Annotated in this window: 27 protein-coding genes; 23 read left to right on the top strand and 4 right to left on the bottom strand. The window is 36.0% G+C overall.

Annotated features, from left to right (window positions below):
- Positions 1–257 precede the first annotated feature (257 nt).
- Positions 258–1529, bottom strand: a complete 1272-nt coding sequence (locus JEOSCH030_RS06910; RefSeq protein ID WP_185125887.1) for a replication-associated recombination protein A — start codon at positions 1527–1529, stop codon at positions 258–260.
- 81 nt (positions 1530–1610) lie between these two features.
- Between JEOSCH030_RS06910 and JEOSCH030_RS06905 the strand changes: the two genes are divergently transcribed.
- A complete protein-coding gene (locus JEOSCH030_RS06905) occupies positions 1611–2027 on the top strand; it encodes an RrF2 family transcriptional regulator (RefSeq protein WP_185125886.1) in 417 nt (138 codons plus the stop codon).
- Positions 2028–2068: 41 nt separating this feature from the next.
- On the opposite strand, the gene JEOSCH030_RS06900 is transcribed toward JEOSCH030_RS06905, so the two are convergent.
- Together JEOSCH030_RS06900 and JEOSCH030_RS06895 are read right to left on the bottom strand one after the other, a co-directional pair.
- A complete protein-coding gene (locus JEOSCH030_RS06900) occupies positions 2069–3754 on the bottom strand; it encodes an ABC1 kinase family protein (protein WP_185125885.1) in 1686 nt (561 codons plus the stop codon).
- Between the two features lie 53 nt (positions 3755–3807).
- A complete protein-coding gene (locus JEOSCH030_RS06895; RefSeq protein WP_185125884.1) occupies positions 3808–5175 on the bottom strand; it encodes an aspartate kinase in 1368 nt (455 codons plus the stop codon).
- A gap of 147 nt (positions 5176–5322) precedes the next feature.
- On the opposite strand from JEOSCH030_RS06895, the gene JEOSCH030_RS06890 reads away from it, so the two are divergent.
- From JEOSCH030_RS06890 to thrB, 3 genes are read left to right on the top strand one after another with little or no spacing between them, the layout of a single operon-like run.
- Positions 5323–6549, top strand: a complete 1227-nt coding sequence (locus JEOSCH030_RS06890; protein ID WP_185125883.1) for a homoserine dehydrogenase — start codon at positions 5323–5325, stop codon at positions 6547–6549.
- The gene (gene thrC, locus JEOSCH030_RS06885) at positions 6527–7585 is read left to right on the top strand and encodes a threonine synthase (protein ID WP_185125882.1); all 1059 of its coding nucleotides are present in this window, start codon (positions 6527–6529) and stop codon (positions 7583–7585) included. The genes JEOSCH030_RS06890 and thrC overlap by 23 nt, the downstream gene beginning before the upstream one ends.
- A gap of 3 nt (positions 7586–7588) precedes the next feature.
- Positions 7589–8461, top strand: coding sequence for a homoserine kinase (thrB, locus tag JEOSCH030_RS06880; RefSeq protein WP_185125881.1), 873 nt, complete (start codon positions 7589–7591; stop codon positions 8459–8461).
- A 29-nt stretch (positions 8462–8490) separates the two neighbouring features.
- Here the strand turns inward: thrB and JEOSCH030_RS06875 are convergent, their stop codons facing one another.
- Positions 8491–9492, bottom strand: coding sequence for an LLM class flavin-dependent oxidoreductase (locus tag JEOSCH030_RS06875; protein WP_185125880.1), 1002 nt, complete (start codon positions 9490–9492; stop codon positions 8491–8493).
- Between the two features lie 120 nt (positions 9493–9612).
- Between JEOSCH030_RS06875 and JEOSCH030_RS06870 the strand changes: the two genes are divergently transcribed.
- From JEOSCH030_RS06870 to yqeK, 19 genes are all read left to right on the top strand, one after another.
- Positions 9613–10749 (top strand): cysteine desulfurase family protein, encoded by a 1137-nt coding sequence (locus tag JEOSCH030_RS06870; RefSeq protein ID WP_235962248.1) that lies wholly within the window; start codon positions 9613–9615, stop codon positions 10747–10749.
- A gap of 20 nt (positions 10750–10769) precedes the next feature.
- Complete coding sequence (mnmA, locus tag JEOSCH030_RS06865) at positions 10770–11873, top strand: tRNA 2-thiouridine(34) synthase MnmA (protein WP_185125879.1); 1104 nt, start codon at positions 10770–10772, stop codon at positions 11871–11873.
- A complete protein-coding gene (locus JEOSCH030_RS06860) occupies positions 11873–12517 on the top strand; it encodes a tetratricopeptide repeat protein (protein ID WP_185125878.1) in 645 nt (214 codons plus the stop codon). The genes mnmA and JEOSCH030_RS06860 overlap by 1 nt, the downstream gene beginning before the upstream one ends.
- Positions 12518–12522: 5 nt before the next feature.
- Positions 12523–14892 carry an SF1B family DNA helicase RecD2 gene (recD2, locus tag JEOSCH030_RS06855; protein ID WP_185125877.1) on the top strand — a complete coding sequence of 790 codons (2370 nt, stop codon included), beginning with the start codon at positions 12523–12525 and terminating at the stop codon, positions 14890–14892.
- Between the two features lie 244 nt (positions 14893–15136).
- Positions 15137–17764, top strand: coding sequence for an alanine--tRNA ligase (gene alaS, locus JEOSCH030_RS06850; protein ID WP_185125876.1), 2628 nt, complete (start codon positions 15137–15139; stop codon positions 17762–17764).
- Between the two features lie 58 nt (positions 17765–17822).
- A complete protein-coding gene (locus tag JEOSCH030_RS06845) occupies positions 17823–18086 on the top strand; it encodes an IreB family regulatory phosphoprotein (protein ID WP_185125875.1) in 264 nt (87 codons plus the stop codon).
- The gene (ruvX, locus tag JEOSCH030_RS06840) at positions 18079–18510 is read left to right on the top strand and encodes a Holliday junction resolvase RuvX (RefSeq protein ID WP_185125874.1); all 432 of its coding nucleotides are present in this window, start codon (positions 18079–18081) and stop codon (positions 18508–18510) included. Before JEOSCH030_RS06845 ends, ruvX begins: the two co-directional genes overlap by 8 nt.
- Positions 18511–18512: 2 nt before the next feature.
- Positions 18513–18818 (top strand): DUF1292 domain-containing protein, encoded by a 306-nt coding sequence (locus JEOSCH030_RS06835; protein ID WP_185125873.1) that lies wholly within the window; start codon positions 18513–18515, stop codon positions 18816–18818.
- A 57-nt stretch (positions 18819–18875) separates the two neighbouring features.
- The gene (gene mltG / locus JEOSCH030_RS06830) at positions 18876–20003 is read left to right on the top strand and encodes an endolytic transglycosylase MltG (protein WP_185125872.1); all 1128 of its coding nucleotides are present in this window, start codon (positions 18876–18878) and stop codon (positions 20001–20003) included.
- A gap of 102 nt (positions 20004–20105) precedes the next feature.
- Entirely contained in the window at positions 20106–20714 is a 609-nt protein-coding gene (locus JEOSCH030_RS06825; RefSeq protein WP_185125871.1) for an O-methyltransferase, read from the top strand.
- 13 nt (positions 20715–20727) lie between these two features.
- A complete protein-coding gene (gene udk, locus JEOSCH030_RS06820; protein ID WP_185125870.1) occupies positions 20728–21348 on the top strand; it encodes a uridine kinase in 621 nt (206 codons plus the stop codon).
- Positions 21349–21371: 23 nt separating this feature from the next.
- Positions 21372–21848, top strand: a complete 477-nt coding sequence (gene greA / locus JEOSCH030_RS06815; RefSeq protein WP_185125869.1) for a transcription elongation factor GreA — start codon at positions 21372–21374, stop codon at positions 21846–21848.
- Complete coding sequence (locus tag JEOSCH030_RS06810; RefSeq protein ID WP_235962247.1) at positions 21841–22542, top strand: 5'-methylthioadenosine/adenosylhomocysteine nucleosidase; 702 nt, start codon at positions 21841–21843, stop codon at positions 22540–22542. The genes greA and JEOSCH030_RS06810 overlap by 8 nt, the downstream gene beginning before the upstream one ends.
- A gap of 172 nt (positions 22543–22714) precedes the next feature.
- Positions 22715–23239, top strand: a complete 525-nt coding sequence (locus JEOSCH030_RS06805; protein WP_185125868.1) for a YqeG family HAD IIIA-type phosphatase — start codon at positions 22715–22717, stop codon at positions 23237–23239.
- A 1-nt stretch (position 23240) separates the two neighbouring features.
- Positions 23241–24347 (top strand): ribosome biogenesis GTPase YqeH, encoded by a 1107-nt coding sequence (gene yqeH, locus JEOSCH030_RS06800; RefSeq protein WP_185125867.1) that lies wholly within the window; start codon positions 23241–23243, stop codon positions 24345–24347.
- A gap of 1 nt (position 24348) precedes the next feature.
- Positions 24349–25146 carry a shikimate dehydrogenase gene (gene aroE, locus JEOSCH030_RS06795; RefSeq protein WP_185125866.1) on the top strand — a complete coding sequence of 266 codons (798 nt, stop codon included), beginning with the start codon at positions 24349–24351 and terminating at the stop codon, positions 25144–25146.
- Positions 25146–25439: a ribosome assembly RNA-binding protein YhbY gene (gene yhbY / locus JEOSCH030_RS06790; protein ID WP_185125865.1), complete on the top strand. Its 294-nt coding sequence runs from the start codon at positions 25146–25148 to the stop codon at positions 25437–25439. Before aroE ends, yhbY begins: the two co-directional genes overlap by 1 nt.
- The gene (gene nadD / locus JEOSCH030_RS06785; protein WP_185125864.1) at positions 25436–25999 is read left to right on the top strand and encodes a nicotinate (nicotinamide) nucleotide adenylyltransferase; all 564 of its coding nucleotides are present in this window, start codon (positions 25436–25438) and stop codon (positions 25997–25999) included. Before yhbY ends, nadD begins: the two co-directional genes overlap by 4 nt.
- Positions 25989–26558, top strand: coding sequence for a bis(5'-nucleosyl)-tetraphosphatase (symmetrical) YqeK (gene yqeK / locus JEOSCH030_RS06780; RefSeq protein ID WP_185125863.1), 570 nt, complete (start codon positions 25989–25991; stop codon positions 26556–26558). The genes nadD and yqeK overlap by 11 nt, the downstream gene beginning before the upstream one ends.
- Positions 26559–26560: the final 2 nt, after the last annotated feature.

The following is a 26560-nucleotide window of genomic DNA, read 5'->3' as shown; positions in this document are numbered from 1 at the left end:
CCAGGTAAACGTTTATCAGTACAATGAGCACCCGACGAAGTCCAGTTAACGCGCTATCAGTTCAATGAGAACATCACGAAGTCCTGGTAAACGTCTATCAGGACAATGAGAACACGACGAAGTCCTGGTAAACGTCTATCAGGACAATGAGAACACGACGAAGTCCTGGTAAACGTCTATCAGGACAATGAGAATACGACGAAGTCCAGATAACTACCTGGCTGTACAATGAGCCTTGCTTATCGTACAGCAAACTTCTATTTATTCATCTTTTTTAAATTTAAATAGATCTCAGTGAGTGATTGTTCATATTTACTAATACCATCAGTTTTAAAATATCTCTGATTAAGCAAGTTATCTGGCAAGTACTGCTGTTTAACAACATGATTTGGATAGTCGTGTGGATATTTATATCCGATTGCGTTTCCTAATTCTTTCGCGCCTTTATAGTGACCGTCTTTTAAGTGTTTAGGGACTTCACCAGCACGTCCTTTTCTAATGTCACTAAGTGCTTTATCGATTGATGTGATAGCGGTATTTGATTTAGGTGATAAGGCGAGTTCTATGACTGCTTGGGATAAAGGAATGCGGGCTTCTGGGAAACCGAGTCTTTCAGCTGCTGTGATGGCATCGAGTGTTCTAGAGGCAATGTTTGGATTGGCAAGTGATATATCTTCGTATGCTATGACTAAAATCCGTCTAGCAATAGTAACTAAATCACCTGCTTCTATTAAACGAGCTAAATAATGTAGCGACGCATCGACATCACTACCTCGTATAGATTTCTGCAGTCCGCTCATCACATCATAGTGCATATCGCCGTCTTTATCGTGAAGAAAGGCTGATTTTTGCATACAGTCTTGTGCATCTTTTAAAGTAATGGTCAGTTTACCGTCTTTTTCTTTACCACTTAAGGCTGCGAGTTCTAAAGCGTTTAAAGCACTTCTGACGTCACCGTGACTGGATGAGACAAAGTGATCTAGCGCATCTTGTGATATATCGATGTTCAAATTACCTAATCCATCCTCTGTATCAGTGAGTGCACGGTCTAAAGCGACTCTAATATCATCAACTACAAGTGGGTTGAGTTCGAAAATTTGTGTTCTAGAACGTATGGCTGGATTAATCGCATGGTAGGGGTTCGATGTGGTTGCTCCGATTAAGACAATCGTCCCTTTTTCTAAATGAGGTAAGAGAAAATCTTGTTTGGCCTTATCTAAGCGATGAATCTCATCTAAGAGCAAGATCACACTGCCACTCATTTTTCCTTCTTCGGCTACAACTTGCATATCTTTTTTTGTATCAGTCACAGCATTTAAAGTGCGAAATTTATACTTAGTGGAACCTGCGATTGCTGATGCGATACTGGTTTTACCAATACCTGGTGGACCATATAAAATCATGGAGGATAAACGTCCAGCTTCAACCATACGACGGATAATTCCTCCCTCTCCAACTAAGTGTTTTTGTCCAAGTACTTGATCTATATTTTTAGGTCTCATTCGATAGCTTAATGGTGCTTTATTCATAGTTTTTCACCTTACTTTAAAGATATGTTATATTTAATTATAATATAAAAGTCATAGAACATGAATTTTTGAGGTGCTAGAATGAAGATTTCCACAAAAGGAAGATACGGCTTATATTTTATGCTGAGTTTGGCTCGTGATTACGGCGTCAAAAAAAGAAGTGTAAAATCAGTCGCAACTGAAAGAAATATAAGCGATTTGTATTTAGAACAAATCGTTGCTAATTTAAAGAAAGATGGTTTAGTTAAATCAACAAGAGGTGCATATGGTGGATATGAATTAAATCATCCCCCAGATGAGATTACAGTGGGGCAAATATTTGCTGCGGTTGAGGAATCAATTATTGTTGTTGATACAGATGATCATGAAAGTAAGAATGAAAGTTATTTATGGAAGAGAATAAAGGATGCTGTGAATGATGTCCTAGACCATACAAGCATACATGATATTATCGATAATGATACCGATGATTTCGACGGCTATATGTTTTATATATAAAAAATTACGGACTGGATATCCCAGTCCGTCTTTTATGTCTTCTAAAATCGACCAGATTTTACAATTGACCACATTAGCCAAATAAACATACCTGCTGCAAAGATAGCAGCAATTTCTATAATTGGAATTCTAAAGATTATGCTACCTTCTCCGAGTAAGGCAGAACCGACAATGAGACCAACCATAATAATACTAAAAGCGAGTAAGACGATCGAGAAAGATAGTCGGTTAATGACTCTATCTAGATGTTTTGAAAATTGAGTTCGTCCTTTTAGATCGATTTCAATTGGTAAATTTGAGTTTTTTAAGCCTTTAGAAAATTGATGAACATTGGCAGTGACATCTCTTAATTCTAAGGCAATTTGCTGCGCATCATCAATTTGATTTTCGATTACATTTTTAGGATTGTAACGATCAAATAGTAGCGATTTACCAAATGGTTCAGCGACATCCATAATAGAAAAATCAGGATCGAGTTTACTGACCACACCTTCTAGAGTGAGTAAGGTTTTCGCTAAGATAGTAAAGTCCTGTGGCAGACGGATTTTATATTTATTAGATATGATAAACAAATCATTTACTGCATCGGAAAAGTTCAATTTTGATAGCGGCACTTCATAGTACTTATCCCTCATGATTTCCGCTTCACGGTTCAGTTGTTTCATTGAAACATCCGCAGGCACAACACCCATTTTGACTATTGCTTTAACCACACCTGAAGCATCTTTTTTCATCAGTGAGATTAAAAGAGAACCGAAATTTGTCTTTAAGTCACTCGTTAAACGGCCAATCATACCAAAGTCTAAAAAGACTAAAGTTCCATCTTCTAAGACGCTAACATTACCTGGATGTGGATCTCCATGGAAGTAGCCATCTTCAAAAATTTGTTTAAAGATTGCCTTAGCTAAAGTCTCTGCGAGTTTGCTCCGGTCAATATTCAATTCATCAAGCGTATCGAAGTGATTGACTGGTATACCTTTGATAAAATCCATAACCATCACATTTTTAGTAGTATAATCCCAAAAGATATTAGGGATTTTTACATTTGGATCATTAGCATGTGTCTTACCAATACGTTCAACATTTCTCGCTTCGATAGTGTAATCCAGTTCATTTAACAGCGCGAATGAAAATTCATCAATCATATCTGTTACTTGATAATTTTTTGCCCATTCTAAATTTGCTTCTAAGAGCTTCGCTAAGTGTCTTAGAATCTCTAAGTCAGTTCTAACTGTTCCCTCAATATTTGGTCTTTGGACTTTGACAGCGACATCTTCACCACTTTGAAGTATCGCTCGGTGTACTTGCCCGATAGAGGCAGACCCAACAGGCTCATCATCAAAGATCATAAAGATTTCATCGATCGATGCCCCAAGTGACTCTTCAATCGTAGAACGCGCCACTTCCGCTGGAAATGGGGCAACGTGACTCTGTAATTTTTCTAATTCCTTAATAAGTTCAGGTGGAAGTAAGTCACCACGTGTTGAAGCAATTTGTCCAAGCTTTATAAAAGTGGTCCCCATACTTTCGATAAAAAGTCTGATTCTCTCAGCATAGGTCTTTTCTAAAACTTCTTTATTTCCTTGTCTAAGCAATAATTTTCTAGGTAAGGAAATCACTTTATCTAAGCCGATCTCTTCAATGATATAACCAAAACCACTTTTAGAAATCTGCTTAGCAATTTCTCTATATCTGTTTATATAATTCACACGTGTTTGGAGACTCATATTTGTCACTCCCTGTATTTAGCGCTCAAGGCCATTATACGCTAAACTCACTTTTAAGTTAAAGTATGACTAAAAAATTCTTTAAATAGTCCTTCAATAGCAGGTACGTGATCTTTAGTTTCAATAGCAAACATCATGCTGTACTCGGTTGAGCCTTGATTCATCATGCGTATATTGACATTTTTTTCTGCTAGAGCGGTAGTCACTCTTTTCACAGTCCCGACCTGCCGAGCCATACCTAAACCAACTATAAATAAGAGACTTAAATCTTTCTCAATTTCTATCCATTCAGGTTCTATTTGTTGCTTAATATCACTAATGATATTATCTAAAGATTCATTTCCAGTGAATTGACTAGAACGTATAATGATGGAAACATCATCAATCCCTGATGGCATGTGTTCATAAGAAATATTATAATCTTCAAGTATTTGAAGAATACGTTTAGTAAAGCCAACTTCTTTATTTAGTAGGTATTTATGTAGAGAAATGGAAGTAAATCCTTCATCACAAGAAAAACCAATGACAGGAATATCAGGATCGATTTCTCTTTCAGCTACGATTTTTGTTCCTTCTATATCGGGCTCGTTAGTATTTCTAATCATAACCGGAATATTTTCTTGATAAAGTGGCTCTAGAGCCTCATCGTGGAAAATCCCAAAACCAGCATAGGCAAGCTCACGCATCTCTTTATATGTAATCTCTTCAATCTTATAGGGATTATCAATAATTCCAGGGTGAGCCGCGTAGATGTGTGACTCATCAGTAAAGTTTTCATAGATGCTGGCGCTAATACCTCGAGCAATAATGGCACCAGTAATATCAGATCCACCTCTAGCGAAGGTGATGATATTATCATCTTCTGAAATTCCAAAGAAGCCCGGAATAACTAACAGTTCTTCTTTATAGTTTTTAAGCTTTTCAATATTTTTATAGGAGCTAGGAATAAGTCTCGCTTCTCCAGGCGTATCTGTTACAATCATGCCCGCTTCTCTTGGTGAGACATATTTTGCATCAACATTTAGAGTTTGGAAATATGCAGCAATTAAACGCGCATTAAAGTCTTCACCTGATGATTTTAAAGCATCGAGTAAATAATCATGTTGCTTAATATTTTCTAAACGGTCGAGTAAAATATTTTTAAACTCTACAACAAGCTCATCTGAGAGCTCCAGTTCTTTTGTAATTGAATGATATCTTTCTATAATTTCTTCAAGTGCATCTGTAATGTCTATGCCTGCGACTTTATTTGAATAAAGAGCGATCAGTAAGTCAGTTACTTTAACATCATCAGAGAAACGCTTACCGGGTGCGCTCACGACGATGGTTTTAATATCTTTATCGCCTTGTACAATCGCTGCAACTTTTTTTATTTGACTTGCATTAGATAATGAACTTCCACCAAATTTCGCTACTTTCATATTAAACACCTTTTTATATATATTTGAATTAGCTTCTTATAATACAAGAAAAGTTTTGAAAAGTGTAGAGTTTTCTGAATAATTACTTGAAATTTTTTGAAAACGGCACTATTATGAGTTACTAGACTACAATTATTGGAGGTCACTATGGAAAAGAAGATTGCACTACTCGGTATGGGCACCGTAGGATCAGGTGTCTTAAATATACTAAAAGAAAATAAAGATTTACTGCTTAATTCTACAGATGAGTTACTGACCATTACACACATTCTTGTCTCGGATCTTAACAAGACACGTACTGTAGATTTATCAGGTATTCAGGTGACCGATAATATTGAAGATATTAAAAATGCAGAAATAGATTTGGTCGTTGAAGTTATGGGTGGTTTGCAGGATACAAAAACACACTTACTTTATTTTTTAGAACAAGGTATTCCTGTAGTGTCTGCTAATAAGGATATGCTGGCAGAATATATTGATGAACTAGAGCACACTGCTCTTAATAATAAGACAACAATTCTTTATGAAGGTGCAGTAGCTGGTGGTATTCCCATCATACATAGTTTGACACATAGCTTAAATGCCAACCGCATCTCTAAGGTCATGGGCATATTAAACGGGACAACGAATTTTATGTTGACTCAGATGGCTGATAAAGGACTAGAATATGAAGATGTCTTAAAAATTGCTCAAGATATGGGTTATGCAGAAGCTGACCCAAGTGCTGATGTTTTAGGTCTTGATGCAGCAAGAAAAACACTCTTACTTGCAAGACTTGCTTTTAAGAAACGGTTTAAGATGTCAGACCTTGATGTGATTGGTATTGATAAAGTAGACAAGATAGATATAGTACATGGTAAAAAGGCTAATATGACCTTAAAACTATTAGGTGTTGTTGAGGATAAATCATCATCTTATCATCTATCTGTCGCACCGATCTTTGTCGATAACACGCATCAATTAAGCAATGTGAAAAATGAAAAGAATGCGGTCTTTGTAGAAGGTAATGCTATAGGCCAAGCAATGTTTTATGGCCCCGGAGCAGGAAGTTATGAAACAGCCTCAGCAGTAGTGAGCGATATGATTAATACTTTTAATTTAAGCTCTAAGAAAACGATATTACCAGAAGAATTTGGAGAAGTTGATCAGTCCAAAGAACAGAGTGACTATTACTTTAGATTTTCAGACTCAATTGAATCAGTAAAAGAAGTACTTAAAGATTATGAGTATAAACTGATCGATGAAACAGATAAGGTTTTTATCGTCAAAAGTATAAGTTCAAAAGTATATGAAGACATACAAGAAGAATTACAAGTCAAGGCATCATATCAAGTAATAGGAGCTGGTCAAGATGGCGTGGCAGGGACTAATTAAAGAATTCAAGGAATATTTACCAATTACAGAACAGACACCAGATTTAACTTTATTTGAAGGAAATACACCTTTAATTAAATTAGAGAAGCTCTCTCGGGAATTAGAAATTGATCTTTATGCAAAATTTGAAGGACTGAATCCAACTGGTTCTTTTAAGGATAGGGGAATGGTCTTAGCTGTAGCCAAGGCAGTAGAAAGCGGCGCCCATACTGTAATCTGTGCCTCAACGGGTAACACTTCAGCTTCAGCAGCAGCTTATGCAGCACGTGCAGGTTTAAATGCCATTGTTGTCTTACCTGAAGGTAAGGTAGCAGCTGGAAAAATTTCTCAGGCGATGATGGCGGGTGCGAAAACAGTGTCGATTGAAGGTAATTTTGACGATGCCTTGAAGATTGTCCGTAAAATTGCAGAAGAAAATGAAGGCATTGAGTTAGTGAACTCTCTTAATCCTTACCGCATTGAATGTCAAAAGACTGCTGCTTTTGAAATTGTCAATGAGCTCAAAAAAGCACCGGATTACCTTGCGATTCCAGTAGGAAATGCTGCGAATATTGCAGCATATTGGAAAGGATTTAAAGAATTCAACGACAAATATGACTCTGGCTTACCAAAAATGTTTGGCTTTGAAGCGGAAGGGTCAGCAGCAATTGTTAAAGGTCAGGTGATTACTAACCCTGAAACAGTAGGGACTGCCATTAGAATCGGTAATCCAGCGAGCTGGTCTAAAGCTGAAGCTGCAAGAGATGAATCAAAAGGGATCATAGATTCAGTGACCGATGATCAGATATTAGATGCTTATAAATTAGTTGCAGAAACAGAAGGTGTCTTTTGTGAGCCTGGCTCTGCTGCCTCTTTAGCAGGTGTAATTAAATCTATAGCTAATGGTGCTTTAGATAAAAATTCAACCGTTGTGACTGTGCTTACAGGAAATGGTCTGAAGGATCCTGATACGGCAATGGAAGTTGCGCTTGAACAAGCTAAGAAACTACCACTTGATGAAGCGGCTATTGTTAATTATATAGAAAGTTTAACTTAAGCTATGGATGTGTTTAAAAAGAAAATCCCAGCATCTAGTGCGAATTTAGGCTTAGGTTTTGATTCAATTGGAGTGGCAGTCGACCTGTTTTTGACAATAGAAACACAAATTTCTAATGCCTTTACAGTTGAATATAAAAATGAGGCGTTAGAAGTTTTAGAAAAAGATGAAGATAATCTAGTCTTTAAGACAGCCTTAAAAATTGCTGATGATTATAAGAAAACTTTACCTAAACTACACATGATTATGGACAGTGATATTCCTTTGTCTCATGGTTTAGGCTCATCATCATCTGCTATAGTAGCAGGTATAGAAATTGCTAATTACTATTTAGATTTAAACTTAAGTGATTATGAGAAAGTAATGATTGGTTGTCGTATTGAAGGCCATCCAGATAATGTTGGACCTTGTATTACAGGCGGTGCCTTTGTCGGTTATTATCTAAAAGAAGAACTGTATTACTATCATTTGAATTTAGATAATTTAAGTTTAATTGTCAGTGTTCCAAATTACGAGATTAATACTGAAGAGGCAAGAGAAGTCTTACCGAATGCCTACACTAGAGTCGAAGCCGTTGCACAAAATGCACTGGCAAATGTGATGATTTTAGCACTTCAAAATCAGGATTATAAACTGATGGGGAAATTGATGATGAAAGATGCCTTTCATGAACCCTATCGACAACCTTTAATTAGTGAATTTGAAACTTTAAAAGAAACCGCCTTAAAAAATGGAGCGCTAGCAACCGTCATCTCTGGAGCGGGACCAACTGTCTTAACTCTATGTGAAGTTGAACACGTTGATAGGGTCTTAGACAAGTTAAAGGCTATAGATTCCTGCCAGCATAAAATTGTGAATGTATATAGTAATAAGTAAAAAATCCACCGTTTCGGTGGATTTTTTTCTTAGGATTCATTATATGTTTTAGCAACATCTGCAAAAATATCGTAGGTCTTAAGGAGCGCATCCATATCGTAGACATAAGAATTGACTAATAATTCATCTACTGAGAATTTTTCTTGGAAATTTTCAAGAGACTGTAGAGCGTCATCTTTTGTTCCGAAGAATTGGATCGGGAACTGATTCTTAATTGTATGTTCTTCTGATGGTGTCCATAAGCCGTCCATGGAATCAACCGGTCTTGGCAGTTGATTACGAGTATTACGAAGTAAACCAATAATATTTTGATAATGTGTTGTTGCGAGATACTCAGCTTCCATATTACTATCTGCTAAAACAGCATTAACTGAAGCCATTTTATAAGGCTCGGCCAATTGTTCGCTTGGCTTAAAGTTGTTCTCGTAAATAATGAAAGCTTCTCTCATTTGCTGAGGCGCAAAGTGCGCTGCGAAGGCATAAGGTAGGCCAAGTTTTGCTGCAATATGTGCAGAGTCAGTTGATGAACCTAGGACGTAAAGTGGAACTTTAGTACCTTCACCAGGATAAGCAACTAGGCTTGTCTTATTATCATCTAAATAGCGTCTTAACTCTTCTATTTCATCTCTAAAAGAAAACACACCTTCATGATTACTGCGTCGAATCGCATTTGCGGTCATCATGTCTGTACCTGGTGCACGACCCAGTCCAATATCTAAACGATCACCGAAGATTGCATGTAAGGTACCAAACTCTTCTGCTACAATATATGGTGAATGGTTAGGTAACATAACGCCACCAGAACCGGCACGAATCGTTTCAGTATTTTGTAGGACATGTTGAATTAACTGTCTAGTCGCACTAGAAGCAATTGACCGCATATTATGATGCTCAGAAATCCAATAGCGCTGATAGTCACTATTGTCCACATGTCTTGCTAGAGTAATCATATCTTCAAAAGCACCTGTTGCATTTTTTCCTTCACGCACAGGAACTAAGTTTAAGACAGATATATTTATCTGTTTATTCATTTAACAAACCTCCACATTATATACTTTCCATACTATTTTCTTATATTGAAACAGAAAAGTATAAAAATCTGCTTGGACATGTTAAAATCTATTAGAATTATTAGGATAAGAGGGATTAGTATGTCAATTTATGTAGATTATGCAGCGACAACTCCAATTGATGAAAAAATAATGAATAGTATGCTTGAAAATGCTTCGAAATTTGGTAACCCATCAAGTATTCATCGTCTGGGTAAGGAAGCTAAAGCATTTTATGAAGGCTCAAGAAAAAATATTGCCAAGCGCCTTAACGCACAGCCTGAAGAAATTATTTTTACCAGTTCGGCAACAGAGGCAAATAATCAAGTAATCAGAGGCACCGTCCAGGGAAAGATTGGTGCGCATGTCATAACTACTAAAACTGAGCATGCTTCTGTAAAGGAAACTTATGCTGACTTAGAAAAGGAGCATGAGGTCACTTATGTCGATGTAGATGACAAGGGCTTAATCAATCTAGAACAGCTAAAATCTCAGTTAAGAGATGATACGCTATTAGTATCTATTATTTTAGTCAATAATGAAACAGGTACGATTCAGCCAATTAAGGAGATCAGTAAAATTGTTAAGGAAAAAGGTGCGCTCTTACACATCGATGCTGTTCAAGCCTTTAAATATTTGCCAATAGATGTCACAGACTTAAATTGTGATTTTTTAACTTTGAGCGGACATAAGTTATACGCCCCTAAAGGGATTGGCTTACTTTATCTCAAATCAAATACACATCTGCACAGTCTGATCACCGGCGGGTCACAGGAAAGAGAGCGCCGTGCAGGAACAGAAAACACTTTATTTGCTCATGCTTTTCGCCTAGCAATTGAAGAAGCAGACGATAATAGAGATAAAAACAATCAAATTATCGCAGATCTTAAACAATCGTTAATCGAAGCTTTAGAAGCTGAAGGTGTTCCTTTTGAAATTAATGGCGATATTGAATTACAAACGAGCCATATTTTGAACCTTTATTTTCCATGGACAGAAACCGAGTACCTTTTAACAGCCTTAGACCTTAATGGTATCTATGCTTCAGGGGGTTCAGCTTGTAATGCAGGTACCGTGATACCATCTCATGTAATCACAGCGATGTACGATGAAGCACGTAGTAATAGATCTATTCGTTTTAGCTTCTCTGAAAAGGTCGACAAGAATGATATTACTCAAATTGCTAAAGTATTAAATAAAATTTATAAAAATCTAAATGATAGTGGATTTATCAATTAAAAATTGAAAGGAAGATATAAATGTCAAATAAAGACATAACAGTTGTTGTTGGTATGAGTGGAGGAGTGGACTCATCAGTGACTGCCAAACTACTGTTAGAACAAGGATATAATGTCATCGGAATATTTATGAAAAACTGGGATGACACAGATGAATTTGGTGTGTGTACTGCAACGGAAGATTATGAAGATGTGAGATTAGTTGCAGAGGAAATCGGGATTCCTTACTACTCAGTTAACTTTGAAAAAGAATATTATGACCGTGTATTCCAATATTTCTTAGATGAATATAAAAAAGGTAGAACGCCAAATCCTGATGTTATGTGTAATAAAGAAATTAAATTTAAAGCCTTTTTAGAGCATGCTATGAAATTAGGTGCGGACTATGTTGCTACTGGTCATTATGCTAGAGTAGAACATGATGGTGAAAATGTTCGTATGTTACGCGGTGTAGATAATAATAAAGACCAAACTTACTTTTTAAATCAGTTATCTAAAGAACAGTTATCTAAAGTGCTTTTCCCACTTGGAGAATTAGAGAAAAAAGATGTCAGAGAACTTGCTCATAAATACGATCTTGCAACAAAAGATAAAAAAGACTCTACTGGTATTTGCTTTATCGGCGAAAGAGATTTCAAATCATTTCTTAGTACCTACCTACCAGCAAATCCTGGACGTATGGTGAATTTAGAAACGGGTGAAGATAAAGGTAAACATGACGGACTAATGTACTATACAATTGGTCAACGCCAAGGTTTAGGCATTGGTGGAGACGGCGGTCCTTACTTCGTTGCTGGTAAAAACTTAGAAACGAATGAACTATATGTAGTTCAAGGTGACAGTAGTGATAAATTAAATTCAACGAGTTTACTCGCAAGTGAAGTGAATTTTATCAATCCTGTAAAAGATACTTTCCAAGCAACTGCTAAATTCCGTTACCGTCAAAAAGATATTCCAGTGACTGTTAAAGTATTAGGTGACGATAAAATAGAAGTGTCTTATGATTCGGCAAGTGCTGTGACGCCTGGTCAAGCGGTTGTCTTATACGACGGAGACACGGTAATTGGTGGAGCGACAATTGACTCAGTCTATAGAGATGGTGAGTTCTTGGAGTACCTAGCTTAATGTTTAAATATAAGGAGTATATTGAAACTGGTGATTATGAAAAAGCACTGAGTGAGATATTTGAAGCTATAGAAAGAGATAAAGATAACGAAACTCATTATATAAATGGTGCCCTTGTTTTAAGTAGGCTCGGAAAAATAGAAGAAGCTGAGCGTTTTTTACAAAAAGCAATCAGTATAGAACAAAACAGCTTCTCGGCTCTTTATACGCTTGGTAATTTATACTTTGATAATGAGCGTTTTACTGAAGCTAAAAAAATATATTTAGCTGCTTATGGATTAAAGCCAGAAGATAGTGACTTAAACTTTATGTTAGCTCAAGTGTTTCAAAATCTCGGAGAAGCTACCATGAGTGTGCCGTTTTTTGAAACAGCCTTAAAAAACAGTCCGGATGATGTAGAGTTGCTCTTTCAGTACGGTTTGACACTGTGTCAGCTTGAACAGTATGAGCCAGCAGTCAAGCTCTTGAAAAAAGTGACAAAGATGACTGACCATGCTGATGCTGAATACAATCTTGGGCTTGCGCTCTACATGCTAACTGAAGATAAGTCTCTTGCCATTCAGCATTTCAAAAGAGCAAGCCAATTAAAAAATGATCATCATTTAGCAAATCATGCCTTGAAAAAATTCAAAGACTTGGAGTAGATTATATGACTAATCATGCACAAACATCTATCTATGATACTTTATACATTGTTGGAGATGTTGACCGCGTCATCTTTATGAGCCAAGATACGCGGTTTCATGTGCTTAAAGTATTAATCGAAAAAACCAATACGAATTTTAAGGATGAGGCGATTGTAACTGGGCACTTCCATGATATTACTGAAGGGGAGAGCTACAGGTTTACAGGAAAGGTCACCGAGCATGCTCGTTTTGGTGAGCAATTTGCTGCAGAGAGCTTTAAAAAAGAAGTACCTGATACAAAAGAAGGTCTGATTCAATATTTTTCGAGTGAGAAATTTCCTGGAATTGGACTGAAAACAGCACAAAAAATTGTGGATACCATCGGAACAGATGCAATTTCTATTATCTCTAAGGATGGAAAAGCTTTAGAAAAAGTGAGTGGTTTAACTAAAGCGAAAAGACAGATGATTACTGAGACGGTTCAAGAATCGAATGCATCTGATGAAGCATATTTAATGATGATACGTTTAAATATAGAGCCATCAAAGCGTTCAAAAATCATCGATACATATAAAGGCGATACTTTAAATATCATTCAGTACCACCCCTATCAACTGGTCAGTGATATCTTTGGTATTGGCTTTAAAAAAGCGGATCAAATTGCCATTAATTCAGGCATTAGTCCAGATGACCCAGAGCGATTAGTTGCTGGAGTTATGTACACCTTAAATGATGAGATCAATAGCGTTGGTCATACGTATATAGAAGTAGATACCCTAAAAGCTAAGTCTCTAGAGATATTGAATACAGATAAAGTATATTTTTCTAATGAAGATATAATTATCGCTCTAGAAACACTTGCTGATAATAAAAAAATCATCATTTCTAAAGACCGAGTTACTTTACCGAGCATATATTATGCTGAACATAAATCGAGTGAAAAATTATCTAATATAATAAATTACAAAATTGATGAAATAGATGAAGCACAAGCAAAAATATCTCTTAAAAAGATAGAAAAGTCTTTATCAATCCAGTATAGCGACAAACAAAGTCAAGCTATCTTGAATGCTTTAACGGAAAAAGTGTCGATTATTACTGGTGGACCAGGGACAGGGAAAACGACCATTGTTAAAGGGATTATCGCTCTTTATAAAGAGATGTACGACTATAAAGATTTTAAGGAATATGAAATAGGGGATTACCCAATCAAGTTAGCTGCACCTACAGGACGTGCAGCCAAACGCATGGCTGATACCTCAGGTATAGATGCGAGAACTATCCACCGTCTAATCGGCTGGGGCCAAGACACTGAAGCGGATGACATTTTAGATAATGAAATTGATGCCGAACTGATTATCCTCGATGAAATGTCTATGGTCGATACTTGGTTATTTCATCAATTTATGCAAAATGTTATGCCGCATACAAGGATTGTCTTTGTGGGCGATGCAGATCAACTGCCATCCGTTGGACCAGGGACAGTATTTAAGGACTTAATTGAGTCATCAGCAATTAAAACTGCAATACTCGATACGGTTTATAGGCAAGGAGAAGGCTCATCTATTGTCAAACTCGCTTATGATATTGCAAATGACGAAAACATGAATATTGAAACTAAATTTAAAGATAGGGTGTTCTTTAGAGCAAATACCAATCAGATTGCTGACTTAGTCGATACCGTCGTCTCAAGGGCTGTGGATAAGGGCTATGATATGAGAGACATTCAAGTCTTGGCACCAATTTACCGAGGCCCTGCTGGAATTAATATACTGAACAAACTATTACAAGGCATTTTAAATCCAGCCAGTGAGAGTAAAAATGAATTAGAATTTGGCGATAAAATTTTTAGGACCGGCGATAAAGTAATCCAGTTAATTAATAGAACTGAAGACAATGTATTTAATGGTGATTCTGGCATTATTTCGAGCATCCACTTTAAAGATGACAATAATGACAAAGACAAGATTGTTGTTGAGTTCGATACAGGACATATTGCCTATGAAAGAAAAGATTTAACAGAGCTCTCCCATGCCTATTGTACGAGTATTCATAAGGCGCAAGGGAGTGAATATCCTATCGTCATCATGCCAATTGTCCAAAGTTATTACCATATGCTTATGAAAAATATTGTCTATACTGGTATTACACGTGCTAAGGAATCTTTGATTCTTTGTGGTGACCCTAATGCGTTTTACAGTGCCATTAAACGTGAAGGTGTAGAAAGAAATACAATGTTAAAAGAATTTTTAAGTAAATCCTTTAATACTTTTAATCAAGAAGAAAAAGAGGAAGTATTAAAAGAAGATTACTTAACAAATGACATGATTAATGATGAAAAGATTGATCCAATGATTGGTATGGGTGACGTCAGCCCTTATGAATTTGTTTGACAGTCCTAGCAGTAGATTTTATAATAATGAGTAATAAGCTAAATGATGAATAGTTAGTGAATTTTTATCTAGAGACATTGCGGTTGGTGCAAGCAATGAAAAGCTAACTATGTGCTACTTTTAGTCAAAAAAATATTACTAAAGTGATGACTTTGTCATAATTTGGGTGGTACCGCGGTTTAAATCGTCCCTTTTAAAGGGGCGATTTTTTTATTTTCTATTAACTAAAATTAGGAGTGATAATATGAAACGTTTATCAGGTAATGAAATCAGACAGCTTTTCTTAGACTACTTTAAAGATCATAATCATATGGTGGAGCCTAGTGCACCATTAGTTCCTATCGACGATGATTCGCTTCTTTGGATCAACTCAGGTGTTGCAACACTAAAGAAATACTTTGATGGTCGTGTTGTACCAGATAATCCTCGTATTGTTAATGCGCAAAAGGCAATTCGTACAAATGACATTGAAAACGTCGGATTTACCGCTCGTCACCATACTTTTTTTGAAATGTTAGGAAACTTTTCAATCGGTGATTACTTTAAGGAAGAAGCGATCATCAGAGCTTGGGAATTTTTAACTGATGATGAGTGGATTGGTTTCGATAAAGATCGCCTTTATGTGACTGTACATCCGGAAGACATGGATGCTTTTAACATTTGGAAAAATGTAATTGGTTTAAGTGAAGACCGTATTATTCGTATTGAAGGAAACTTCTGGGATATCGGTGAAGGACCATGTGGACCAAATAGTGAAATCTTCTACGATAGAGGCGAAACATATGATGACTTTAGTCCTCTTGAAGAAATGTACCCAGGTGGGGAGAATGAGCGCTATTTAGAAATTTGGAACTTGGTATTTTCTGAGTTTAACCATAATAAAGATGGTTCATATACGCCACTTCCTAAACAAAATATTGATACCGGAATGGGACTTGAAAGAATAACGAGTGTTATCCAAGATGCCAAAACAAACTTCGATACTGATTTATTTACACCTATTATTAAAGAAATAGAGAAGGTCAGCGGTAAGAAATACGGTGTGTCAGATAGTGAAGACACTGCATTTAAAGTTATCTCAGACCATATTAGAACAGTTGCCTTTGCTATTGCAGATGGGGCGCTTCCGTCTAATGAAGGACGAGGATATGTACTTCGTCGTTTGATTCGTCGTGCCGTACGTTTTTCAAAAGATCTTGGCATTTCTAGTGCGTTTATGTATGAGTTAACTGAAGTTGTCGCAGAGGTCATGGGTGACTTTTATCCGAATGTTAAGGAAAAACAAGACTTTATTAAAGATGTGATTAAAGGTGAAGAAGAACGCTTCTTAGCAACGTTAGATGAAGGGATTAAAATCTATCAAGACCTAAGAGATAAGGCAAAAGAAAGTCAAGGAGTAATCTCTGGTAAAGATGCCTTTAAACTATATGATACCTATGGTTTCCCATTTGAATTAACTGTTGAATATGCTGCCTTAGATGGGCTCACAGTAGATGAATCAGCATTTAATGAAGAGATGGCACTACAAAAAGAAAGAGCACGTCAGGCAAGAAAACAAGGCGAATCAATGCAAGTTCAATCTGAAACCTTCCATAGCATTACAAGTGACAGTAAGTTTCTCGGCTACGACACAACAACAGCAAAAGCAGTTTTATCTCATATCGTCAAAGACGATCACCTAATCGATGTTGTAGATAGTGGTCAAGTTGAAGTCATCTTTGATCAAACACCATTCTATGCTGAAAGTGGTGGACAGATTGCTGATACCGGCACAATTACAAGTGACACTGGTCAAGCTGAAGTGAACTATGTGTACAAAGGACCAAATGGTCAAAATGTCCATGTAGTAACAATCATAGAAGGTGTCTTAACTACAGGTGAAACTTATGATTTACAAGTAGATAAAGTAAAACGTCGCTTTGTGATGAAAAACCATACAGCAACTCATCTCTTACATCAAGCTCTAAAAGATGTCATTGGTGCACATGCAAATCAGGCAGGTTCTTTAGTTGAAGCTGAACGTTTAAGATTTGATTTTTCACACTTAGAATCAATATCAGCTGATGATCTTAAGACAATTGAAAATATCGTTAATGAAAAAATCTATGAGAGTCTAGATGTAGTCATTGATGAAATACCGATTAGTGAAGCTAAAGAAAAAGGCGCCATGGCACTCTTTGGTGAAAAGTATGGAGATGTTGTTAGAGTAGTCGATATCAATGGTTATTCTGTCGAGTTATGTGGAGGAATCCACGTTAAAAATACTGATGACATCGGTGTCTTCAAGATACTTTCAGAAAGTGGCATTGGTGCAGGGATCAGAAGAATTGAAGCAGTCACTAGTAAATATGCTGTAGAAATCTTCCAAACTAAAGAAGATGACCTAAAAGAAATCGCTAAGTCAATAAAAACAAAAGAAGATCAAGTTGTTACTAAGGTCAACCAACTGGTTGCAGATAAAAAAGACTTACAAAAACAGTTAGAAGAATTAAAACATGAAATTCAACAAGCAAACTTAAATGATTTATCTGATGCGACTGTTGATGTGAATGGTGTGACTGTCATCCGTCAGCAAGTTGAAGCGGAAAATGGTAAAGAATTACGCGAGCAAATGGATTTAATCAAGTCACAAAATCAAGATGCAATCATCGCACTCGGTGCCATCACAGGAGACAAGGTTGCCCTTGTTGTAACAGTGCCAAACGCTCTAACAGCAAAAGTTAAAGCAGGCGATATTATGAAAGGCATGGCTAATATTGCTGGTGGTAAAGGTGGCGGTCGTCCAGATATGGCTCAAGGGGGCGGCACAAATCCTGAAAGTATAACAGCAGCATTACAATTTGTTGAAGAGTATATTAAAGATTATGTATAAGGCGACTTATAATGCTATAATGAAGCGTAAATAAGTAGAAGGAATAGGAGTGCTATTTGTGGATCAGTTCGATAAAACGATGAAGTTCAGTGTCGATGAACGTAAGGAAGAGAATGTTAAGTCTGTACTGACAAACGTGTACAAGACTTTAGAAGAACGTGGCTACAATCCTATTAATCAAATCGTTGGATATTTACAAAGTGGGGATCCTGCCTATATTCCTCGCCATAATGAAGCCCGCAACCAGATTAGACACGTTGAAAGAGACGAAATTATGGAGATCTTAGTTAAAAACTATGTTGATAAAGAGATAAATGGTTAGAATTCTTGGACTTGATGTAGGCACAAAAACGATTGGTGTCGCCCTGAGCGATGCACTTGGTTGGACAGCTCAGGGGCTTACGACCTTAAAAATAAATGTACCTGAGGGTGACTACGGTATTGATCAGGTAGTTGATATTGTCAAAGACAATGAAGTAGATACTGTTGTTGTTGGCTTACCTAAAAACATGAACAATACAATTGGTGAGAGTGGAGAACGGTCTCAGCATTTTGCCGAATTACTTGCGCTTCAACTCACAGATGTTAAAATAACTTTGTGGGATGAACGGCTCAGTACGGTTGCTGCTGAACGTTCATTGCTAGAAGCTGATTTATCAAGAAAAAAAAGAAAAGCAGTAATTGATAAGATGGCTGCGGTATTTATTTTACAAGGCTACTTAGACAATCCACATAAAGGAGCATAATTATGACAGAAGAAAACACTGAATTTAACAAAGAAGAAGAACTACTAACACTATATGATGAGGATGGAACAGAAGTCCTTTATCGTAAAATGCTCGAATTCTACCACCCTGAATTTGATAAAAATTACGTTATCTTAGCTGAAGAAGGCAACTTCAGTGACGATGAAGAAGATATTGAGTTAATTCCGATGATCAATGTGCCTGACGAAGATGGTGACGGCGGTAAGTTCTTACCAGTCGAAACTGATGATGAATGGGACATGATTGAAGAAGTTGTCAATACTCAAATGGATGACGTTGAAGAGTAAAATAAGAAGCTTCCAATAGCGATATTGGAAGCTATTTTTTAAAGATTGGAGAACGAGATGACGAAATACGATGATATAAAGTTTTCTAAAAATGTATCTTCCTATTTAACACTTTTTATCGTAATCGCTCTGGTTGTTGTTCTGATTATTGGTGCGATTTTTGCCTTTTTATATATTAGAAATGGACTACAACCGGTAGATGAAGATTCTAAAGAAACTGTAGAGCTTTCTATTGAATCGGGTTACTCAGCAGGTGACATAGGAGATATTTTAGAAGAACAAGGAATCGTTAAAAATGGTTTCATGTTTGAACTATACTTAAGATTAAACAGTATTTCTAGCTATCAAGCAGGTACATATCAAATGTCACCAGCAATGGATTTTGAACAGATTGCTAGAACACTAGAGTCGGGTACTATGTATGAGGAAGTTTTATATAAAGTCCCAGTTCCAGAAGGTTATACTGTAGAACAAATTGCTGAACAAGTCGGTAATAATACACCTGCATCAGCGGATGATTTTATGGAATTGATGAATGACGATGAATTTATTAAGGAACTCATCGCTGAATATCCAGATATGTTGACTGAAGAAATCTTAAATGAAGATATTAAATATCCTTTAGAAGGTTATTTATTCCCAGCGACATACGATATTACTCAGGAAGAACCTGACTTAAGATTATTAGTTAAAAATATGCTGAATGCAACCAAGGAAAATAGCTATAGTCTATTTACTTCTATTCCACAATATACAATTGATTATGAAGGAGAGAGTAAAGACTTAAGCTTCCATGAATTTTTAACTTTTTCATCATTAATTGAAGAAGAAGCAACCTCTCTTGCAGATCGTTCAAAAATTGCATCTGTATTCTTAAATAGGATGGCAAGTGTGCCGACTATGCCACTACAAACTGACCCGACTGTTTTATATGCGCTTGGTCAGCACCAAGATGTTGTCTTATATGAGGATTTAGAAGTTGATGATCCATATAACACATACATTCATAATGGTTTGACTCCAGGACCAATTGCAGCGCCTGGATTAGAATCCTTACAAAGTACTCTGAATCCGTCTGATACGAACTACTATTATTTCTTAGCAGATGAAGATGGAAATAACTACTTTGCAGAAACTTATGAAGAGCATTTAAAAAATAGAGAAGACCATATAGATGGTGAGTAAACAAGCCTTTTCAAATAAAGCGCTTTGTGTTATTATCATCCTTAATGGATTTAACAACTGGTAACTTTGTTATCAGTTGTATTTTTTGTATATGGTGATCAGATGGAACTCAGTAATTATGTAAAAGAATTAAATACCCAGAAAGAAATCTTTGAAGACGTCTATCTTTATGCCAAAGATAATCACGTGCCAATCATTGATGCAGATGCTCTAAATGCAGTAAAGCAGTATATAAAAATCAAAGGTGTTAAACGCATCCTAGAGATTGGAACAGCGATTGGCTATAGTGCAATGCACTTTGCCAGTGTGTCTGAAGAGATAAAACTTACAACAATAGAAAAAGATCCATATAGTTATGAGCTTGCTAAATCAAATATTGAGAATAGCCCTTATAATGATAGAATTGAGCTCATCTTAGGTGATGCTAAAGAAGTTGAGCTCGGAAATAAACGTTTCGATTTTTTATTTATAGATGCCTCAAAAGGGAACAACCAATTCTTTTTCGATAAATATAAAGAATATTTAACTGATGATGCCCTGATTATTGTAGACAATATTTTTATCCGAGGTCTAATCGTTGAAGATGAAGTCGCTAACAAAAATAAACGCAAGCTTCGTGATAAGGTTAGAACCTTCAATCAAACTATGAAAGATAGTGAGTACTCAACTTCGTTTTTAAATATCGGAGATGGCTTACTAGTAATTTACTAAGGGTGTGTCAGTCATGGAAAAACCGACTATTATTGGTATAGCGGGCGGATCTGGATCCGGTAAAACTTCAGTCACAAGAAAAATTATGGAATCACTAAAAGGACATAGTATCGTTCTGATTGAACAGGACTTTTACTATAAAGATCAAAGTGACAAAACAATGGAAGAAAGATTACAGACAAACTATGATCATCCATTTGCTTTTGACAACGATCTCTTACTTCAACATATTAATCAATTGATTAATAGAGAGACCATTGAAATTCCTACTTACGATTATGCAAATCATACAAGAAGTGATCAAACAATCACTGTTGAGCCTAAAGAAGTCATCATAATTGAAGGAATATTTGCGCTCGAAAATGAAGCTTTAAGAAATATCATGGATGTAAAATTGTATGTTGATACAGATTCTGATATCAGAATTTTAAGACGTATATCAAGAGATGTTAAAGAAAGAGGACGCTCCTTAGATTCAGTTATGGATCAATATCTCTCAGTTGTACGTCCGATGCACTTACAATTCATAGAACCTACAAAACGCTTCAGTGATATTATCATTCCTGAAGGTGGAGAAAATATGGTCGCAATTGATATCATTACGACTAAAATTAGAACGCTTATAAATGAATAAGTTGTATTAGATGGAGGATTATTATGGAAAACAAAAAAGAATACCCAATGACTAAAGCTGGTTATGACCAGTTACATGTAGATTTAGAAGAATTAAAAACTGTTAAACGCCCAGAAGTTGTAGAAAAAATAAAAGTCGCACGTAGTTTTGGTGACCTGTCTGAGAACTCAGAATACGATGCAGCAAAAGACGAGCAAGGCTTTGTTGAAAAAGAGATTACCAAAATTGAAGAAATGATTAGACATGCAGTTATCATCGAAGATAATGGAGATAAAAATACTGTTGCTCTAGGTAAGACAGTTACTTTTAAAGAAATCCCAGATGGTGATGAAGAATCATATCAAATCGTAGGAAGTGCAGAAGCTGATCCGTTTGAAGGTAAAATCTCAAATGAATCTCCAATGGCTCAAGCATTACTTAACTCAAAATTAGACGATGAAGTCAATGTTCCACTGCCTAACGGCAATGAAATGAAAGTGAAAATTGTCAACATTGACTAAGAATACAATCGGTATTATTGGTGCTATGGAACCAGAAATCGAGCTTTTAAAAAGAGCGATGGTTATTGAAAGAGAAGAAAAATTAATTCATACAACTGCTTTTATTGGCACCTTAAATCAACAAGATGTTGTTTTAGTACAATCAGGTATTGGCAAAGTGAATGCGAGTATTATCGCAGCACTGATGTGTGACAAATATGAGCTCGATTATCTAATTAATACTGGTGTTGCAGGTGCTTTATCTAAAAAATTAAGCGTGACAGATATGGTCATTTCTAATCAAGTGGCCCATCATGATGTAGATGCGAGCGCTTTTGGTTATGCACTTGGTCAAGTACCAGGAATGCCAGTTGCTTATGAAAGTGATTCACACTTAAAAGATTTAGCTCTAAATATTTTATCTTTGAATTCAGAAATTAAAGGACTCGAGGGACTTGTAGTCAGCGGGGACTCCTTTATAGACAATAATGAAGTGAAAAATGACATTTTAACATACTTTCCTGACGCCTTTTGTGTCGACATGGAATCTAGTGCAATTGCCCAAACGGCTTATCAATTCAATGTTCCATTTTTAATTTTACGCTCGATGAGTGACTCTGCAGATGATTCTGCTGACATGAACTATGAAGAATTTTTATCGAAAGCTTGTGTTCACTCGTCTGAAGTTGTAAAATCATTATTAAGAGAACTGTGATGTGGAGGTAGCTATGTTATTCTTAATGATTTTAGCAATTGTATTTACGGTTATTATCGGTTTTGTCGTTTATACGGAAACTGAAACAGATGATCCAGAAATAATTGAGTAATGAAAAGCACCTTAACTTAGGGTGCTTTTTTTGTGTAGACTAAAGTGATGGAGAGAAATTATGAAAATTATAGAAGATAAATTTTTACCAAATCATTTTGTTAATCGATATGAGAATATAACTATAGAATTTTTAAAACAACATAATATTTCAGCGGTAATGACTGACCTTGATAATACTTTAGTAGCTTTTGATGATCGAGATCCTAACGACAATGTCATTAAGTGGGTGAAAACATTAGAAGCATCAAATATTAAACTACTCATCTTGTCTAATGGTCGACAAGAACGTGTAAAAGCATTCGCAGAACTCCATGGTATTGATTACATCAATAGTGCAAAAAAACCACTTTTAAAAAACTTCCATGAAGGCTTAAAACGCTTAGGCACGAAGAAGAAAAATACAGTGATGGTTGGTGACCAACTCATGACTGATGTGCTTGGTGCTAACCGTGTTGGGATTAGAAGCATACTAGTGATTCCTGTTAAAGAAAAAGATGGTTGGGCGACATATTTAAATCGTAGAATAGAACGTGTTATAATGAAGTACTTTAAGAAAAAGAACATGATTACTTGGGAGGATTAATTTGACTGAAATTAAATGTATTGGTTGTGGTAGCATACTGCAAACCGAAAATAAAAATGCTGAGGGCTATATTCCACAATCTGGCTTAAACAAAGAGGAACCGATTTGTCAACGTTGCTATCGTCTTAGACACTATAATGAAGTACAGGATTTAGAAGTAGATTCTGGAGATTTTTTGACGATGTTAAACTCGCTTTATGAAACGGATAGTTTAATTGTTAAAGTGATTGATATCTTTGACTTTGAAGGTAGTGTCATTCCATCATTCAATCGAATCGTTGGCGATAAGAAAGTACTCGCAGTAATTAACAAGATTGATTTACTACCACGCTCGATGAATACTTCTCGACTTGTAGAACGTGCTAAAAAAATGCTGAAAGATGAAGGTATCACTGCCAATGATACGATAGCGATTAGTGCTTTAAAAGGTCAAAATTTAGATGCTTTACTAGATAAAATTTCTTCTATGTCAGAAGGTAAAGATGTTTACATTGTTGGTACGACAAATGTAGGTAAATCAACCTTAATCAATAAATTACTTGAAGACAATACCGGTTTAAAAAATGTAATTACGACAAGTAATGTACCTGGTACGACTTTAGGTATGATTGATATTCCTTTAGGAGACTCACAAACAATGTACGATACGCCAGGTATTGTTGTAGACTCACAAATTTCACACTTTGTGAAAAGTGATGATTTGAAATATGTGTCTCCAGGTAAGGAAATCAAAGCTAAGACTTTCCAATTAAATGAGGAGCAAACTCTCTTCATTGGTAACTTAGGTCGAATTGATTACTTAACAGGTGGACAAAACAGTTTTTCAGTTTATTGTAATCATCACTTAACGATCCACAGAACCAAATTGGATAATGCAGAAGATTTTTATCTAAAACATTATGATGGTTTACTTACACCACCTAATATAGATGAACCATTCTTAAGTGAAAACTATGATGAACATTTAATTAATGTTGACGCTATGAGTGATGTACTAATCAGTGGCCTCGCCTTTATTTCCATTGCCAAAGATGCGAAAGTAAAAGTCAGAGTTCCTAAAGGAGTCAATGTATCTGTCCGACCAACCATCTTTAAAGGAGTGCAATAAAATGCATTTTTCTGTTATCGGTTATCCAATTAAACACAGTCTTTCTCCCATAATTCACGAAGCGAATTTTAAGGCAAATAATGATGAATCAAGCTATGTCAAAAGTGAAGTTCATCCTGATGACTTAAAGAATATCAGACAATATATGATTGAAGAAACTATGTCAGGTATCAATGTTACAGTCCCCCATAAAGAGAAAATTATGGACTTTTTAGACGTGCTTGATCCGACTGCTAAAGAGATTGGGGCTGTGAATACTGTCAGTTTAAAGAACGATATTTTAACAGGGTATAATACAGATGTAACAGGTTATATAAAGGCTTTTAATGATTCTTTTGGCCCATTAAAAAATCGTCATATCCTCATACTCGGAGCAGGTGGGGCAGCAAAGGCTGTTCACCGAGCACATGTTGATCACGGAGATAAAGTCACTATAGTCGCAAGGCGATTGGAAAGCTTTAATAGCTTTATTAAAAAAGACTTTACGAGTGTCTTATCTAACGATTTCACTGGTGGACATTTTGATGCTGTAATTAATGCAACTCCACTGGGTTTAAATAATGAAGATGTGTTTATTAGTATGGGTATAAATCCGGATTTTATCGATAGTGACACCATCGGTATGGATTTAATATATAACCCTTCAATCACACCGTTTATGACTTATTTTAAACGCAGTCAAAATGGCCTGGGTATGCTAATCAATCAAGCAATGGATGCTTATTATATTTGGACTGGTAAAAAGGGTAATACAAGAGCAGTAGAAACTGCGTTAAAAAAATATTTGGAGGTAGAATAATGACTTTAAGTGGAAAACAAAAAAGATATTTGCGTTCATTAGCTCATCATGAATCAGCCTTATTTCAAATTGGTAAAAATGGTTTAACGGATAATTTTATTACGCAAATTAAAGATGTGTTAGAGAAGCGAGAACTTATCAAAATTTCTGTTTTACAAAATTGTTTAGAAGACAAAGATTCAATTGCAGAAAGCTTGGTAAATGAAACAGCTTCTGAGCTAGTCCAAATTATGGGTAACACTATTGTTTTATATAAGGAATCACAAGAACATAAATCGATTGACCTACCATGAAAATAGGAATATTTGGGGGCAGTTTTGATCCTATCCATATTGGACATATCAATGCCATGATAGAAACTTATCTCAAACTAGACCTTGATAAGGTATTAGTCATGCCGACTTATCTTTCTCCTTTTAAAGGCGTAGTGAATACGAGTAGTCAAGACCGCTTTAAAATGCTGACACAATGCCTTGAAGACTTTGATTATATAGAAGTAGACAGCTATGAAATATTTGGTCAAACAACGACCTATACTTATGATACACTCACTTATTTAAATGAGCAGTTTGTTAATGATGATTTATATTTCATTATTGGGACAGATCACTACCAGTCATTTGACCGTTGGAAAAATAATGAATTATTACATGACTTAGCTCAATTTGTGGTAGTTAATCGAGAAAATACAGCAATAGAAGTTCAGCCGCCATTTATTCAACTTGATATAAACACTGTAGAAGTATCGTCCTCAGTGATTAGGGAGAGACTTAAAAATCAAACAGAAGTCAGACATCTACTAGATCACAAAGTGTATCAGTATATAAAGGAGCATCGCTTATATGAAACGTAAGGAAGCACTGAAAGTTGCAGCGGAGAAATTACCTAAAAAGCGTTTTAAACACTGCCAAAGAGTAGCGGAAACCGCTGAAGAAATGGCAGAAATGTTTAACGCAGATTCATCAAAAGCTTATCTAGCCGGGGTCTTACACGATTATTCAAAGTATGATGACCTAGCTAAAATGTATCAGACAGTAAGTTCAGAAGGTCTGGATCCAGAACTGTTGGAATATAAATCAGAAGTCTTACATGGACCAATAGCAGCGGTAAAGGTGAAAAATAAATTTGGTGTGAGTGATATCGACGTTCTAAAAGCGATTAGCAATCATACATCAGGTGCAAAACAGATGGGGATCTTAGAAAAGATAATCTTTGTTGCTGATTATATAGAACCTGAAAGAAGCCAGCCCGGAGTCGATGATATTAGAACAATCGTCTATGAAGAAAAGAATCTGGATAAGGCAGTCTATGCAATTACAAAAAGAAATATTCAACATTTATTAAATAAAGATCAGACAATTTATCATAAGACTTTAGAATGCTTAAATTATTATAATATGGCCAAGGAGTGACG

The sequence above is a fragment of the Jeotgalicoccus meleagridis genome (genome assembly GCF_903994045.1).
Taxonomy (GTDB): domain Bacteria; phylum Bacillota; class Bacilli; order Staphylococcales; family Salinicoccaceae; genus Jeotgalicoccus; species Jeotgalicoccus meleagridis.
This window is presented reverse-complemented; position numbering and strand designations above follow the sequence as displayed.

Coding starts and splice junctions, on each gene's coding strand:
- JEOSCH030_RS06835 (WP_185125873.1), top strand. CDS start 18,513: ATGACAGAAGAAAACACTGAATTTAACAAAGAAGAAGAACTACTAACA.
- JEOSCH030_RS06805 (WP_185125868.1), top strand. CDS start 22,715: ATGAAAATTATAGAAGATAAATTTTTACCAAATCATTTTGTTAATCGA.
- JEOSCH030_RS06890 (WP_185125883.1), top strand. CDS start 5,323: ATGGAAAAGAAGATTGCACTACTCGGTATGGGCACCGTAGGATCAGGT.
- alaS (WP_185125876.1), top strand. CDS start 15,137: ATGAAACGTTTATCAGGTAATGAAATCAGACAGCTTTTCTTAGACTAC.
- yhbY (WP_185125865.1), top strand. CDS start 25,146: ATGACTTTAAGTGGAAAACAAAAAAGATATTTGCGTTCATTAGCTCAT.
- ruvX (WP_185125874.1), top strand. CDS start 18,079: ATGGTTAGAATTCTTGGACTTGATGTAGGCACAAAAACGATTGGTGTC.
- aroE (WP_185125866.1), top strand. CDS start 24,349: ATGCATTTTTCTGTTATCGGTTATCCAATTAAACACAGTCTTTCTCCC.
- mnmA (WP_185125879.1), top strand. CDS start 10,770: ATGTCAAATAAAGACATAACAGTTGTTGTTGGTATGAGTGGAGGAGTG.
- JEOSCH030_RS06825 (WP_185125871.1), top strand. CDS start 20,106: ATGGAACTCAGTAATTATGTAAAAGAATTAAATACCCAGAAAGAAATC.
- JEOSCH030_RS06910 (WP_185125887.1), bottom strand. CDS start 1,529: ATGAATAAAGCACCATTAAGCTATCGAATGAGACCTAAAAATATAGAT.
- thrB (WP_185125881.1), top strand. CDS start 7,589: ATGGATGTGTTTAAAAAGAAAATCCCAGCATCTAGTGCGAATTTAGGC.
- recD2 (WP_185125877.1), top strand. CDS start 12,523: ATGACTAATCATGCACAAACATCTATCTATGATACTTTATACATTGTT.
- JEOSCH030_RS06875 (WP_185125880.1), bottom strand. CDS start 9,492: ATGAATAAACAGATAAATATATCTGTCTTAAACTTAGTTCCTGTGCGT.
- JEOSCH030_RS06860 (WP_185125878.1), top strand. CDS start 11,873: ATGTTTAAATATAAGGAGTATATTGAAACTGGTGATTATGAAAAAGCA.
- greA (WP_185125869.1), top strand. CDS start 21,372: ATGGAAAACAAAAAAGAATACCCAATGACTAAAGCTGGTTATGACCAG.
- udk (WP_185125870.1), top strand. CDS start 20,728: ATGGAAAAACCGACTATTATTGGTATAGCGGGCGGATCTGGATCCGGT.
- JEOSCH030_RS06870 (WP_235962248.1), top strand. CDS start 9,613: ATGTCAATTTATGTAGATTATGCAGCGACAACTCCAATTGATGAAAAA.
- yqeK (WP_185125863.1), top strand. CDS start 25,989: ATGAAACGTAAGGAAGCACTGAAAGTTGCAGCGGAGAAATTACCTAAA.
- JEOSCH030_RS06905 (WP_185125886.1), top strand. CDS start 1,611: ATGAAGATTTCCACAAAAGGAAGATACGGCTTATATTTTATGCTGAGT.
- JEOSCH030_RS06895 (WP_185125884.1), bottom strand. CDS start 5,175: ATGAAAGTAGCGAAATTTGGTGGAAGTTCATTATCTAATGCAAGTCAA.
- JEOSCH030_RS06900 (WP_185125885.1), bottom strand. CDS start 3,754: ATGAGTCTCCAAACACGTGTGAATTATATAAACAGATATAGAGAAATT.
- thrC (WP_185125882.1), top strand. CDS start 6,527: ATGGCGTGGCAGGGACTAATTAAAGAATTCAAGGAATATTTACCAATT.
- mltG (WP_185125872.1), top strand. CDS start 18,876: ATGACGAAATACGATGATATAAAGTTTTCTAAAAATGTATCTTCCTAT.
- nadD (WP_185125864.1), top strand. CDS start 25,436: ATGAAAATAGGAATATTTGGGGGCAGTTTTGATCCTATCCATATTGGA.